This is a genomic window from Virgibacillus kekensis (genome assembly GCF_042654125.1).
GTDB classification, from domain to species: domain Bacteria; phylum Bacillota; class Bacilli; order Bacillales; family Amphibacillaceae; genus Lentibacillus; species Lentibacillus kekensis.
This window is the reverse complement of record NZ_JBHSFU010000008.1, coordinates 76311-91548: the sequence shown is the minus strand read 5'-3', so window position 1 is coordinate 91548 and position 15238 is coordinate 76311. Positions and strand designations below refer to the sequence as shown.

The 15238-nt window shown below is 43.3% G+C and carries 11 protein-coding genes and 2 riboswitches; of the genes, 1 reads left to right on the top strand and 10 read right to left on the bottom strand.

What is annotated here, in order from left to right; all coding sequences use genetic code 11:
* Nucleotides 1-326 precede the first annotated feature (326 nt).
* The 10 genes from ACFO3D_RS14650 to ACFO3D_RS14605 all read right to left on the bottom strand — a co-directional run bounded on the left by ACFO3D_RS14650 (nucleotide 327) and on the right by ACFO3D_RS14605 (nucleotide 14055).
* On the bottom strand, nucleotides 327-1661 hold the full coding sequence (locus ACFO3D_RS14650) for an NCS2 family permease (RefSeq protein ID WP_390297578.1): 1335 nt from the start codon (nucleotides 1659-1661) through the stop codon (nucleotides 327-329).
* 116 nt (nucleotides 1662-1777) lie between these two features.
* Nucleotides 1778-1879: riboswitch (purine riboswitch) on the bottom strand.
* Between the two features lie 84 nt (nucleotides 1880-1963).
* On the bottom strand, nucleotides 1964-3499 hold the full coding sequence (gene guaA / locus ACFO3D_RS14645) for a glutamine-hydrolyzing GMP synthase (RefSeq protein ID WP_390297575.1): 1536 nt from the start codon (nucleotides 3497-3499) through the stop codon (nucleotides 1964-1966).
* Between the two features lie 187 nt (nucleotides 3500-3686).
* Nucleotides 3687-3788: riboswitch (purine riboswitch) on the bottom strand.
* A gap of 74 nt (nucleotides 3789-3862) precedes the next feature.
* A complete protein-coding gene (locus tag ACFO3D_RS14640; protein WP_390297572.1) occupies nucleotides 3863-6037 on the bottom strand; it encodes a DUF4129 domain-containing transglutaminase family protein in 2175 nt (724 codons plus the stop codon).
* Nucleotides 6034-7302: a DUF58 domain-containing protein gene (locus ACFO3D_RS14635; protein ID WP_390297569.1), complete on the bottom strand. Its 1269-nt coding sequence runs from the start codon at nucleotides 7300-7302 to the stop codon at nucleotides 6034-6036. Before ACFO3D_RS14635 ends, ACFO3D_RS14640 begins: the two co-directional genes overlap by 4 nt.
* Nucleotides 7302-8264 (bottom strand): AAA family ATPase, encoded by a 963-nt coding sequence (locus ACFO3D_RS14630; RefSeq protein ID WP_390297566.1) that lies wholly within the window; start codon nucleotides 8262-8264, stop codon nucleotides 7302-7304. Before ACFO3D_RS14630 ends, ACFO3D_RS14635 begins: the two co-directional genes overlap by 1 nt.
* 180 nt (nucleotides 8265-8444) lie before the next feature.
* Complete coding sequence (locus tag ACFO3D_RS14625; protein WP_390297563.1) at nucleotides 8445-9968, bottom strand: amidase; 1524 nt, start codon at nucleotides 9966-9968, stop codon at nucleotides 8445-8447.
* A 53-nt stretch (nucleotides 9969-10021) separates the two neighbouring features.
* Nucleotides 10022-10204, bottom strand: a complete 183-nt coding sequence (locus tag ACFO3D_RS14620) for a hypothetical protein (protein ID WP_390297560.1) — start codon at nucleotides 10202-10204, stop codon at nucleotides 10022-10024.
* Nucleotides 10205-10206: 2 nt separating this feature from the next.
* Nucleotides 10207-11409 (bottom strand): Ger(x)C family spore germination protein, encoded by a 1203-nt coding sequence (locus ACFO3D_RS14615; protein ID WP_390297557.1) that lies wholly within the window; start codon nucleotides 11407-11409, stop codon nucleotides 10207-10209.
* Entirely contained in the window at nucleotides 11402-12508 is a 1107-nt protein-coding gene (locus ACFO3D_RS14610) for a GerAB/ArcD/ProY family transporter (RefSeq protein ID WP_390297554.1), read from the bottom strand. Before ACFO3D_RS14610 ends, ACFO3D_RS14615 begins: the two co-directional genes overlap by 8 nt.
* Nucleotides 12509-12513: 5 nt before the next feature.
* Entirely contained in the window at nucleotides 12514-14055 is a 1542-nt protein-coding gene (locus tag ACFO3D_RS14605; RefSeq protein ID WP_390297551.1) for a spore germination protein, read from the bottom strand.
* Between the two features lie 169 nt (nucleotides 14056-14224).
* Here ACFO3D_RS14605 and ACFO3D_RS14600 point away from each other — a divergent pair, with 169 nt between their 5' ends.
* Complete coding sequence (locus tag ACFO3D_RS14600) at nucleotides 14225-15238, top strand: DUF3231 family protein (RefSeq protein ID WP_390297548.1); 1014 nt, start codon at nucleotides 14225-14227, stop codon at nucleotides 15236-15238.

The following is a 15238-nucleotide window of genomic DNA, read 5'->3' as shown; positions in this document are numbered from 1 at the left end:
CAGGAGTCTACGCATTCTGCCTGCACTAATAGGCGTTCACCATTTGATAAGATTAAGAGGCCAATGTAAATACAATATGAATCAGGCTCAATCCAGCGAGGGAAATACATGGAGACTCCTGCGGGAAAAGCAACAGCTGAAAATCCCGCAGGAAGTGGTTTTCTTCCGAGGAAGTTGAAGCGTTGCCCGCGGAAAGCGGAATGTATTTCCGGAGCGAAGCTACGAGAAACGTCACAGTTTCACATCAACTGCAAGGGTTAAAGCCCAACAAAAAAATAACTTATCAAAAAACCCCTGTTCCGTTAAAACGGAACAGGGGTTTTATACTAACTTAAGAATATAAAGTACAATACAAAGATAACAAACAACACATACATAATCGGGTGTATTTCTTTGCTCCGGCCTTTTAAGATCATGGTAATCGGATAAAAAATAAAGCCGATTGCAATTCCTGTTGCGATACTGTAAGTCAATGGCATAGTTACAATCACAAGAAATGCTGGTACAGCAATTTCAAATTCATCCCATGCAATGTCTTTCAACGATGATGCCATCAGGACACCAACAATGATCAGGGCTGGAGCGGTTACTTGAGCTGTAACGACGCTCAGCAATGGTGAAAAGAACAAAGCCAGCAGGAAGAATCCTGCGGTTACAACAGAAGTGAATCCAGTTCGTCCGCCTGCCCCTACTCCTGCAGTTGATTCAATATACGAAGTAGTTGTTGACGTACCAACTACAGCTCCTGCTACAGTTGCAGCAGAGTCGGAAAATAATGCTTTTCCGGCACGCGGCAGTTTATTATCCTTCATAAGCCCCGCCTGATTGGCAACTGCAACGAGTGTTCCTGCAGTATCAAAGAAATCAACAAATAAAAATGTCAGGATAACAACAAGCATTTCAATCGTAAAAATATCACCAAAATGGGCAATTGCCGCTCCGAATGTTGGCGCCAGACTTGGAACCTCACCTACAATTCCACCCAGACCATTAGGGGCATCAATTAATCCGAAAATAATACCAGTTATTGCCGTCAAAATCATTCCGTAAAATATGCCGCCTTTAATATTAAGGCTCAGCAAAATAACGGATACTACAATACCGAAAATCGCAAGCAGTACAGTAGGTTGAGTCAAATCTCCAAGTGATACCAAGGTGGCATCGTTGCCTACAATAATGCCGGCACTCTGGAATCCGATAAAAGCAATATAAACACCAATTCCTGCTCCAACAGCATATTTCAAATGTGCTGGAATAGCATTAATAATGGTTTGCCGCAGGCCGGTTAGCGTCAAAATAATAAATATAAGTCCAGAAGCTAGTACACCAGCCAGTGCTGTTTCCCATGGAATACCATATCCAAGGACTACCGTATAAGCGAAAAATGCGTTAAGTCCCATACCTGGTGCAAGGGCAATTGGATATTTTGCGAGCACACCCATGATCAGAGTACCAAGTGCGGCAGCGATTGCAGTCGCAGTAAATACTGCTCCCTGGTCAATCCGGGTCACACCTTCAGGCAATTCCTCAATCCCAACCAGAGCCAAAGTCGCTGGGTTAACGAAAAGAATATATGCCATCGCGAGGAAGGTTGTCATTCCTGCCATAAATTCTGTTCTATAATTAGTTCCAAATTCCTCAAAACGGAAGTATTTTTTCAATGCTCTCTCCCCCTCAGTAGTAGATAAATTAAGACAAATACAAAAAGCACCCTTGATGGACAAGAGTGCTACTAAACTACGCAGGATGAAGCAATGCAAAACAGACATACGCCTGCCGCCATTACTGTTACCTGCGTAGTCAGACCATTTACGGCGGTCTGGTAGAAACTCATGGGCCATATTCCCGAAATTATACGCAAGGTGCTTATGCAATTTGGAAATCTACAACTATTTTACTACCATATTTCGACAAAGTCAATCAAAATACGAACATTTTATTGTTTTATATCTATATTATTCGTTTATTCCCACTCTATGGTAGCGGGTGGCTTACTGGTGATATCATACACTACACGATTAATATGTTCGACATCATTTACAATCCTAGTTGATATTTTTTCCAATACATCCCATGGAATACGTGCCCAATCGGACGTCATTCCATCAATGGACGTAACTGCTCTAATTCCAATAGTGTAGTCATACGTACGGGCATCACCCATTACCCCTACACTTCGGAAGTTTGGAAGCACCGTAAAATACTGCCAAATATCACGGTCAAGACCGGCAGTCGCTATTTCCTCACGTAGAATTGCATCAGATTCACGGACGATTTCAAGCTTTTCCTCAGTTACTTCCCCTAAAACACGAATTGCAAGACCCGGACCAGGGAACGGCTGACGCCATACAATCTCTTCAGGCAGACCAAGCTGAAGACCCAACTCACGGACCTCGTCTTTAAACAAAGTGTTCAACGGTTCAATTAGCTCAAACTGCATGTTTTCCGGCAGCCCGCCGACATTGTGGTGCGACTTGATTGTCTGGGCAGTGTCAGTACCACTTTCAATAATATCGGTGTAAAGGGTGCCCTGTGCCAAAAAGTCTATATCCTTGAGCTTTGCTGCCTCATCATCAAAAACATAAATAAACTCGTTACCGATTATCTTCCGCTTCTGTTCAGGATCATCCACGCCCTTCAACTTGGACATAAATCGCTCAGCTGCATCCACTTTGATGATGTTCATGTTAAAGTCATCGGCGAATGTCCGCATTACATCATCCGCTTCGTGCTTCCTCAATAAACCATGGTCAACAAAAATACATGTCAGCTGATCACCAATCGCCTTATGGATAAGCGCTGCAACAACCGATGAATCCACCCCGCCGCTCAGTGCACAAAGGACATTTCGGTCTCCCACTTTAGTACGGATTTTTTCTGCTTCCATCTCAATAAAGTTCTCGATAGTCCACTCGCCCTTACAACCACAAACATCGAACACAAATTGTTTTAGCAGGTGATTTCCGTATTCGGTGTGACGCACTTCCGGATGGAACTGTACCCCAAATAAATTACGTTCTTTGTCACTCATTGCAGCAATCGGGGTCGACGCACTCGTTGCATCTACATCGAATGACTCAGGTGCTTCCATTACTTTGTCACCATGACTCATCCAGACTGTCTGATTCTTCGGTGCATCTCTAAAAAGCACCGGGTCCTTGTTCAGATCAATCATCGCTTTACCATATTCCCTGTTAGCCGCTTTATCTACCTTTCCCCCAAAGTGCAGGGCCATCAGCTGCATACCGTAACAGATACCGAGAATTGGAATATCAAGGTCAAAGATTTCTTGGTCACAGCGGAAACTATTCTCATCGTATACACTATGCGGTCCTCCCGACAGAATAATTCCCTTTGGATTCATTTTCCGGATGGTTTCTGCTGTTATTTTGTGCGAGTGCAGCTCACTATAAACACCATGCTCACGAATTCTACGAGTAATAAGCTGGTTATACTGGCTTCCGAAATCCAAAACTAAAATCATTTCATTTATTTCCATGTTTACCGTCTCCTGTCTGCCACCTGGGTATTTTTGATTTGGAAAACCTGGCTTGTGAAAGCCTTTGTTGCCTTTACTTTCTGCAATAAACAATAAAAAAACCCGGACTTGCCTATCATGTAGCACAGTTCAACCGCTACACAAAGGCAGAAAATCCGGGTGATTAAAAATAATCATATCCATAAAAAAGGGATTTTTCCGCCTTCATAGTCAGAGCATTTACGGTGCCCCGGTAGATACTTTCGATCCTTATTATCGAGGATATACGAATGGCGTTTATTCACTTAGTGTTATAATTTCTTATCCCCGGACTGGCCCGGAGCCTTCAATATTATCTCATTCTACTAATCATCTTTAGTACGGTCAACCCATTATCCGCTTAATTAAATTTTTCCATAATTGGCTTAGATTATCTGCGGCATTGTTGTCCAGATTATTCCGGTACAGAATACGCTCGTAATGGGCCGTTAATTGTCCCATCTCATCTGTGTTATACCTGGAGTCAATTCGTCTGGAGTATTCCCTTAATGTTTGACCTTCGTCTTTTGCCAGTCCTTTTACTGCAAGGACCTTCAGCAAATGGTGATATACTTCCTGATACGTTCGCTGATCACCATGACGTTTAAATTTATAATGAAGATAAATCGACTGCCAGCGGAACCGGGTCCGGTAAAGAACATAAGCAACAAGAAGCAGAACGGCTGCCCCTGTTAAAACATACCACCAGTTTACGGTGAAGTTGCTGTTGCCGTCGTCGTTATTGGCTGCGGCAGCTGCATTTTCCTCCGGCTTTTCAACCTGTTCTTGCTGTTCTTCCGGTGTCTGTGGCACTTCTACATCAGTTTCCGGAGTAGCACTCGCCGGATCTGCTTGAAATTCAGCGGGGTTTGAGAAGCCCTGTGTTGGCTCGAAAGGTACCCAGCCAACCTCTGGAAAATAGACTTCCACCCATGAGTGGGCGTTTGCATTTGTCACTTCATAAATATCATGTGCATCTGCAGATTCTCCCTGATCAACGACGGTGCCGGCCGTAAATCCTTTTACCCAGCGGGCAGGAATATCAAGCGTACGAAGCATAACCACCATTGCGGTAGAGAAATTGTCACAATATCCTGCCCGTGATTCAAACAGGAACTGATCAACATAATCCTGATTCTCTTTTGGAACTGGGACGTTATTTATCCGATATACAAACCCATTCTGATTGAAATAGGATTCAATTGTCTTAGCGGCATCATACCGATTTTCCGTATTGGCGGTAACCTGTGTAGCAAGCTCACCGACTCTTTCAGGTAATGACTCAGGTAATTGTGTATACCGTTCCTTGATTGCGGCAGGGTCTTCCTCTCCTGCCTGGCGCAGTTTACCCACATTATACGAAGGGCGGTCATAGGTGATTGTAAACCTGTCCAAATCGGTATTACCCCCGTTTTGCCATGCCTGTATAACGCCAAATTGTCTATCCAGCATAAAATCGACGTTCTTGTCCGTCTCCACCCCTGAAATACCGTATGGATAAACCATCTTATCAATGGAGCCCCTATTCTGGAAATCAATACTTGTTTGAAATTCTTGCGTTTCCACGCGGGCAAGATTCAGATCGATTTCGTCACTGGGCTGCCGCTCAAAATTCAAATCCGATGAACGCTCCCAGCCCTTGCCGGTATAAATATCCTTTGACTCAATCCGCCAATAATGATCGTCTTTGGCCGAGGCCTGAAATACCGGAGTGTAACTTTGGACAAACGACCCGCCAAGTCTCGAGTCATTTGTTCCATAACCCACTTTCTGAATTCCTGCACCACCGCCAGAGCTTCCGGCACCATCAGCAGCACTTCTCAAAAACGGTACAGGATCCGGCCATTGCGGACTGAACTTTGGTGCTGCATAGCCAATCAATGTGGAAAAAAGCACAACTGAAATAATGGGTATCACCCATATCGGTGCATTTCTAGCCCATGAAAAGCGAATCGCTTCCCGGTCTATCTCTTTAAAAAAGTTGGTAATCCCGAGGGCAACAAATGAGAAAATAAACGTCCGTACGATTGCTGTGTCAGCATCATACGCGGTAAAGGTATCAAGCACTGTCAGATAAATGAATGTCAGTATTACAAATAAAAATATCTTTTTCATGACGATGAACCAGTAATGGAGCAAATAGCTCATCAGCCAAATCAAAATCAGAAACAGGATACTGCGGAACATTGGAGTTAGTTCATACCATTCCTGATTGATTAACACATTCACATTGAAACCAATTTCAGTGAACAACTGGGTGACCCATGGCTTACTCAAAAATGGATAGACCAGAAACAAACTATGAATAATGAATACCAGCCCAAAACCTTTCAGGGCCATTGATAACCACCATTTAATCTCAAGCATGGAAATCAGGAAGCAAAACAATGTAAAAAGAATAAACACTGTCAAGTTGGTTACGTCCCCCACCACATTCACAGGATACAGCCACTCCAGAAACAGGATGAAGGCACAGATGTAAAGAACTGCCGTGTATAACATTGGTGTTTCGTTTTTCATGAAATGTTCACCCCAACCATTTCCTGCATAAGTTGTTTTTCAGTCAATACGTTAACTACTACGCCTTCATATCGAAGTTGCTGAATAATATTATTTTCGTACCGTGAGATTAATGAGGAAGCCTGAATAAACAGAATAACCACCCTTCTGGACCGCTGTTTAACCTGCTGAATTGTTTCCTGGAAAGTCTGATCCACATGTGTGGTCACTAAAATCATATTTACACCCGAACCGATTTTCATCATTTCTTCTTTCAATTTCATAGAGAATGGGCGTGCCCCTTCAGGCTGTACCTTTGTCAGATACTGTTTTACCCGTTCCTTCTTGACCGCATTATTCTGAATCGGGAAATGGGCAGTCTCCTCACCGACAGCTATTAAACTGACCTGCGAGGAATGACGTTGAATAGTACTTATTAAGGACAAAGTAAGCTCGATTCCAGCCTCAAACGCAAGCTCATTTATTCCTTCATGGTTACAAGCATTCAGGATTATAGCGGTATCTGTGCTTTTTTCCTGTTCAAACTCCTTGGTGATAATTGTATTCTTCTTGGCAGACTGCTTCCAGTCTATCCAAGAAAATTTATCACCCGGCATATACTCTCGTACACCAGTGGCCACATTTGTATTTTTAAGATTCCTCGCATACGAAGATAACGAGCCCTGTTCAAAGCTGTTAATATTTTCGGTAAGATGTACAGGCTGCTCATCAGGAACAGCAATGATTTGATCTTTCACATAGAAAATCTGTTCTTTTTTAATAAATCCGAAAAAGTCCCCGGTTCGTACTCGAATTGCGTGAAGTTCGTGTTCCCCGCGCGGTACCTGCTCAATGGTATACGGCAGTTCCATATGGCGGCGGAAGCCCGGAAAAATCAATTTCTTTATCCTCCGCTGAACATGCAGCTTTTCCGGCTGATCCATGTAACGGTATTTCTCTCGGTGACTGAATGCCTTCTGGAGGGTATCCGGGAATATTTCTTCACAAATACAGTAGTACAGCGGATAAGGTGTCTTGCGATGAATTTGCAGGGTAACGGCCACACGGTCACCTGCCCGAACTACATGATGGGAAAGCTGGCGGGTGACCTTCCACTTCTTAATGGGATAGAAAAGCAGTCCAATGTGATTAATAAAAATAGGCAAAAATCCGAAAAACAAAAACCAGCTCACAAACCCTCCCTGAAACATTGCATAGGAAAATAAAAGAACCAGCAAAAAGACGACAAAACTTAATTTGCCTATAAATCCAAGCATGCCACGCATCAATTAAATTCCTTTCGTATCGGGATATGCGTTTTGTTAACTACCTGTTCAATTACCCGTTCACTTGTAAGTCCGTCATATTTTGCTTCTGAGGTAAGGATAATCCGGTGACTCAACACAAATGGCGCCAGATACTTCACATCATCCGGTATGACATAATCCCGCCCATGAATGTACGCATACGCCTTCGCAGCTTTCATCAGAGCGATGGAACCACGCGGACTTACCCCCAAATACACGCTGGCATGATTTCGTGAAGCAGTTACTAGATTTATAATATACTGCAGAACGTTTTTATCAATATAAACTTCCTTTACTTCGTCCTGTATTTGGATGAGTTCGTCTTGGTCAATCACAGCAGAGATTGATTCAATTGGGTGATCTTTTGAAGTACGTTCAAGCATTTGGAGTTCCTGATCTATTGACGGGTAGCCCATTTTCAGTTTTAGGATAAACCGGTCCAGTTGGGCTTCGGGAAGCGGATAAGTTCCTTCATACTCAATCGGATTTTGGGTAGCCATAACAAAAAACGGTTGTTTTAATGGGATAGTATTGCCATCAACCGTTACATTCTTCTCTTCCATTCCTTCAAGTAGCGCGGACTGGGTTTTTGGAGAGGTACGGTTGATTTCATCAGCAAGCACCACATTTCCAAGAATCGGTCCACCACGGAATTCGAATTCCATTTCTTTTGGATTATAGATTGATATACCTGTCACATCGGACGGAAGCAAATCAGGTGTGAACTGAATTCTTCTGAAATCACAATCAAGTGACTTCGCCAAGGTCCTGACCAACATTGTTTTACCGACACCCGGAACATCCTCCAGGAGCACATGTCCCTGGGCCAAAAGGGCTACCAGACTAAGTGTTGCTGCATCCTCTTTTCCAATCATGACTTTATTTATATTCGTTAAAACCTTTTCTATCCTTTCGTTGTATACAGCGGTGTCTTGCATCATATTGCGTAACTCCTTCCCAGCTACAATCCTATAAGATTAGTTAACTTAACTATACTAAAAATGTCCCATGAAGTAAAAGCAGAATTGTAGAAAAACTTAGCAAATCGTCTCCAATTTAAGAGGGTTGCTAAGTTTTTCTGTCAAAAGTTACATATTATGCTATTAATAGTATAAAAACCATTATTTGTTGATTTCTTCTTTCTTATACCTGAGTATCGGATTTTCTTTGGATCCAACCCAAATTTCAGAGCTTTCAAGCTGGTAAGCAAGCTGGAGTAATTTATCCTCTCCCCCTTTAGGAGCCATCACCTGAACACCCAACGGCAATCCAGCCTCGGAAAGATGAACCGGAACCGACATTGCAGGTTGCCCGGTAAGGTTCGCAAGCTGTGTATGCGGTGTATAAGTCAGGCTGGGCAGGAACATATCATAAATAAGCTGTTGCTGCTGTTTTGGATTACTGTCCTTCATCTGCCTGCGCAGTTCTTCCTGTTTGGCCGGTGAATGATTCAGTTCCCCTACTTCCGGCGCAGTATTGGCAGTAGCAGGTGTTATATAAAAATCATAAGTCTCATGAAAAGCAGTCATTTTTGCGGCAGCCTGATCCCAAGAGGCAAGACTCGCCGAAAATTCTGCTGCGGAAACCGACTTGCCTGCCTCATGAAAGAGCCAGGTTTCTATCTCCACATCTTCGGGCGTAACCGACCTGCCCAGTCCCTGCTCAATTTGGCTTAAAACATTGGAGATTTCCCCACTGTTCATCAGATAATAGTCACGCATTAACTGAACCCCATCCATGTCAGGTTCCCTCTCCTCAACAATATGGCCTTCTTTTTCCAGCCATTTGACAGTCTTGATGACGGCATCCACTGCTGCATCTGACACAAGGGTGTCAACTGGCGATTTTACAGTATACGCGACCCTTAATTTTCTGTTGAAAGGAAGCTTCATCGTTTCTTTATAACTGCCTGGAAACAGCGGGGTATTAAATGCTGCTTCAGGCTGAAATGTCTGAAGTTCATCAAGCATGGCGGCACTATCCCTTACCGTACGGCTTAACACAAAGTCGATTGACGCGCCCTGCCACTGCCGTCCAGTTCCAGGCCCAACAGGAGTGCGACCACGTGTTGGTTTTAAGCCAAACAGCCCGGTAAAAGAAGCCGGTATACGAATAGAGCCACCACCATCATTAGCACCAGCCACCGGAACAATTCCGGATGCTACGGCCGCAGCTGACCCACCACTTGAACCTCCGGCCGAATGGACAGGGTTCCATGGATTACGAGTTGGCCCATACAATTCAGGCTCAGTTATATTCTTCAGTCCCATTTCAGGGGTGTTTGTATGGCCCATAAACAGAAAACCTGCATCCCGCAGTTTCCGTACAAAATTGGAATCCTGTTTGCTGATGCTCGATTTTAAGAGCCGGGCACCCGCAGTCAGCGGTTCCCCCTCCAACGTCTGGGATATATTTTTTAATAGTAAGGGAACGCCTGCAAATGTACCATGGGTATTGTATCTTCCTTTTTGCAGGTCACCCATTACACGCGCTGTCCGTTCATGAATAACTGCATTCAAGGAGGGATTGACCTTCTTCAGCTGCTGGGTACTAAGATTAACGAGCTCTTCTGGCGTTGTATTTCCCTTCCTGATTTCATTTGCCATTTCCGTTGCGTCCATTGACAGATATGTTTTAAGATCCATAAGTTCACCTCAGTTAAACTAGTTCTACCTTCATTGTACCATGCAAAAGTGTGTTATCCTTCTGAGGTGTCTTTATCTTCCGGCCGCTTGGGAGATTCCTCTTTTTTCCACGGTGGGTCCCCGAACTCGTGAAGCTTCGTGTTTATTTTAAAAATCGAATACGGAACTGCAAATGCAGCAAACGCACAGATCAATTCCGCCCAGTCCGGCAAACGGTCAAGTATACCTTCCCACATGATTATTTACCCACATCCTTGTTTTCTTTCGTCTGTTCTGCAGCACCGGTCGACTGGAGGTTAACTTCAGCATTAACCGTTATACGGGCCTGTGAAAAATAATTTCTGCCTCTGTCCCAGTTCTCTTTAATTTTTTTCCATTCATTATAGTGATTCTGCCGGTAAAGTTGGCCTATACCTAAAATGTCTACTCTCAGTTCATCCTGTGCTTTTTTAAGCGTATCATCAGCAAGTTTTTCGATAACTTTTTCTGTTTTTTTCACTGCTTCTTTTCTAATTTTCGCTGAAGCAAAGCTTGCTGTACTAAAGGTCTCTGCTATTGTTCCTTCAACTTTTATATCAATCGAAACGGCTGCGTTCTGCGGATTACTGTCCTTGATTTTCACCGCATTATTAGATTTAAGGATTTCAATCATGACCGGATACCCATCCATCATAATTTCCAGGGTGCCGCCTTTAACCTGTCCCATCAGGAGGTTATAGCCCTTCGTTTCCAGAGCGTTCAGAACGCCTACCATCTGATCATTATGTCCCTGGAACACGCTAAGTCCTTCGTAATCCAATTTTTCTCCCATTTTTCTTACTCGTGGAAGTACAAAACTCATTTTACTTAACAAGAATTTGTGAATTTGTCCAATGGTTACAGGCTCAATAACTTCCGCATTTTTAAAACTGTTCTCCATGATTGACTGAAAGTAGAATACCGGCAGCTTTTCGGCCTTAGGCTCAGTTTCCAAGATCTCTTTTGCAGGACCATCGGAAATAACCACATTTACGACACGTCGCATATTGTAGTTGCGAATAACCAGATCCATTGCATTGGAAAAGAGGTTTGGCTTACTTGCAAGTTCACCGGATACGATGAACATCTGCAAATGCTGAAAAAATGGCGACCTGCTTGTTAATGTAGCCATTTCGTTCTGAATTTCATACAGACTGTTTCCGGTCGATGATAGATTAAAAAAACCTTTTGAATCGCCACCGTCCCCTCCCCCGCCTGGCGCTCCCATTGCTGATGGAACTGCAAACTGATTGGTGACAGTGATTTCAGGTTTATTCTCCTCCTCGCCTCCTTCTTCCGCCAGGTCAACCGCCATTCCCACTACAAACCCCCGCTGTTCTATTTCCACACGGTCCCAGCATCCTGTTAGTAAAAGAACAATACAAAGCAGCGTTGTTATTATAGCTAGTCTCTTATCACTCATGCCCTTTCACTCCTCGGAGTTTTGCAATAATAAGTAATAAAAAGGTCACAAGGGTCGTCATGAAAAATCCATAATACCCAAGAAAAGATCCAAATGTTCCAAGCTCATTTTCATCATGCGGTATCATTCCTATCAAAAAGATAAGGGGAGACAGCATAAAAACTACTTTTTCTTTTCTTACCTGCCTGAATACTGACTGAATTGCCATCAGTGCTGCTCCCAATGCCATAACTGTTGTGTTGAAAATAGCCATAATCCAGATGACAAAGAAAATGGACTCAAAGCGTTCAAAAAAACCACCGGGTATTTCCACATTTTTTGCCAGTTCAATCGTAGGGAATTGCAGGTTCGCGGTTACCAGATTCCCGAAAACTCCGATACACATGATATAAAAGAGAATATAAAGGACTACTGCATAGGACATACCGATTGCAGCTTTCTTCGGCATGCCTTTTGGGTCTTTTACTAGAACCGAGAAAAAAAGTATGATTCCAAATCCAGTAAACGATAATATGCTATTTTTAAACGCGTCCAAGTAACTCCCTATATCTGTTTTAAAAGCGGGCAGCAGATTCTCCATCTTGAACCACCCAGTAGTAAACAATACGACAGAAAGTGAGATAAACACAATGATCGGGAAAAACATCATATTTATCCGAAACCATCCGGCCTTTGTTCCACATACTGCATATACGACTACCAGCAGAAAAGTTAGCCCAATCACTGGAACCGGCGTCTCCTCAAATAAATATTTTGACGAGACCTGTGCAATCACCCGCATTTCATACGCCGCAATTAAAACTCCAAGTGTAGAGAATAAAAGTGTCATGCCAATTGCTCCAGGCCGGGAGATAACCTTGGAAGCATACTCTAAAAATGGCTGCTGCGGAAACCGTGAACCTAGTTTTCCAACTAGCCATGTCAGAAAAATGACAAACACACCTCCAACCAGCAATGAAATCCAGCCATCAGCCGATACTGTATCTTCCGCAATACTTCTTGGCATAGTTAAAATCCCTACCCCGATTACGATGGAGGGAATAGCAATCAAAATCTCATTATCGGTAATTTGCTCATCACCATATTCGAACTGTCGCATTGTATTTATCCTTTCTTGTCGGCTGATGTGCTGTCTTCTGGTTTTAGATATCCTGGCCGGTTGGTCAGCAATGGAATCGGAAGGCGCAGAACCAGATTACGCCAGTCTTTATAAAAGCTCGGCGCAAAAGGAGCCGAATACGGTACTCCGACGCTTTTCAAATTAACAATATGAATATTGATCATAATGTAGGCAAGAACAATTCCATACAATCCCAGAATCGCTGCAGCAATCATAATCCCAAACCGCATTAATCGAAACGATATCGCGACACTGTATGAAGGAATCGTAAACGATGAAATTGCGGTGAGTGCGACCACAACGACCATGACAGGACTGACTATACCAGCACTGACCGCCGCTTCCCCGATTACCAGACCGCCGACAATCCCAATTGTCTGCCCGATTGTTTTGGGTAGTCTTGCACCCGCTTCACGCAATAATTCCATGGTAAGTGCCATCAGTATGGCCTCCACCACAGCTGGAAACGGAACCCCTTCCCTGGTTGCGGCGATTGAAAAGGCCAGCTTGGAGGGAATCATTCCCTGATGGTAAGAGACCAGAGCAATATAAAGAGACGGCAGGAAGATGGCGATGAAAGCGGCCAAATATCTTAATGACCTGATAAAGGTCCCCATTGACCAGCGTTCATAAAAGTCTTCGGGTGACTGCAGCGTATTCCCAAACGTTGTCGGTGCAATCAATACAAATGGTGTACCGTCCAAAATAATGCCGACTTTCCCACGCATAATTGCGGCTGAAACCTTATCAGGTCTTTCGGTATTAATAAACTGCGGAAAAGGTGAAAGAAAACTGTCCTCAATCCACTGTTCGATATAACCTGATTCTTGCGCATCATCCATGTCGATTGACTTTAGCCGGCGGTTTAGCTCTTTGACAATATCTGGATGAACCAGTCCTTCAATATAGGCCACAACCAGATTCTTCTTTGATCGCCGGCCTACTACGTGTGTTTCAAAGCGCAAATTCTGATCACGTATATGCCTGCGGAGCAGCACTGTGTTTGTCCGCATATTTTCCGTAAAACCTTCACGGGGACCCCGAATCAGTGTCTCCGACTGCGGCTCCATAATTGCACGACTTTCCCATCCTTTTGCATCAATCACAAGGGCCTGTTTGACCCCGTCGGCGAAGAGAATCGTACTTCCATACAGCAATGCATTGGAAATTTCTTCAAATGATTTTACTGCCTTTACACTGCTTAGAGAAATTAGTTCAACTTTTAACGCATCAAGCAGTTTTTCACCTTTTTCTGTAAGTCCCTGTTCTTTTGCCTGAAACTGAAGATTTTTCAGTACAAAGTCATTTATAAACGCCTTATCAACCAGACCATCGATAAATAGGACTCCGCAGCGCTGCTCTGTAACCCCTACTGTAAATTCACGGACCACCAAGTCATTAGGATTTGCGAGCAACTCTCTTATGGCAGAAAGATTCTTGTCCAGTTCCTTTTCAATATCAGCGGCTGACTCTTTTTTGTCTTTTTCTTGTTTGCTGGTTTTCCTGGAAACTATGCGGCGACCCATAACAATCCCTCATTTATGTAGTGACTGGATACAAATACACTATCCTTTTTAAAATAACTCCTCCTGTACTTTTTATACTATAAATGGCCGGATGAATAAGACTCTTTAATTAACGACAAACTAATATTAAATTTAAATTTTTGATGAAAAGCAAAGGAATGATCTGCATATGGAAACTAAGATCAGCAGTATACCGCTGACCTCAGCCGACTTATCATCGTTATGGAATTCCTACCAAATTGAAACGATGGCTATTTGTGGAATCAGTCATTTTCTTCAGCATGTGGAAGACGCTGAAATACAGACTCTTACAGAGAAGGCACTGGCGTTAGCGGAAAGCCATAAAACTGCAATAGTTGGGATACTTAGTGAAGAGAATATTACTATTCCACACGGCTTTACGAAGGAAGATGTGGACGTGGAGGCCCCTCGCCTTTTTTCGGATACACTATATTTAGAGTATCTCCTGAATTCAACCGAACTATATCTTAATGAATACTGTACTTCTTTCTCAATGGCAGACCATGATAATACCATTGAATATTTCTCAGATGTTATCCAGGAGTTAAAAGAATTCCAACTTCGCGCGAAGCAGGTTTCAAAAGAGAAAGGAACTTATCTAAGAGCACCAAAAGTTCCCTTTCCAGAACATGTCAGCTTTGTTAAAAAACAAAATTTCCTGTCAGGTTGGTTTGGAAACCGTCGTCCATTGCTGGGACAGGAAATTGCCCAGATTTCCTATAATGCGAAACGAAATGCGCTCGGACTTGCGCTAATGCTTGGGTTTAAGCAGGTGGCGAAGTCGAAAGAGGTCCGTAATTACCTTGAAAGAGGCAGAAGTATTTCTCAAAAGCATTTTGATATATTTTCTTCGATTCTGAAGGATGATTATATTACTAACAATGCGACCCCACATCTGTCGGAAGTTACCGATTCGACCGTTTCCCCATATTCCGACCGACTAATCATGAGTTTTATATCGACCCTGAATGGAGCAGGATTAGCGCAGTACGGGAAGGCCATGGCAGCAAGCCCTAGACACGATTTGGGGGTTCACTATTCCCGATTGAGCGCAGAAATCGCTCATTATGCTGAGGATGGAGTAAACCTTATGATTAAAAATGAATGGTTGGAACAGCCACCTATTTCTCCAGACAGAGATAATTTAGCGAAGCAGAGATAA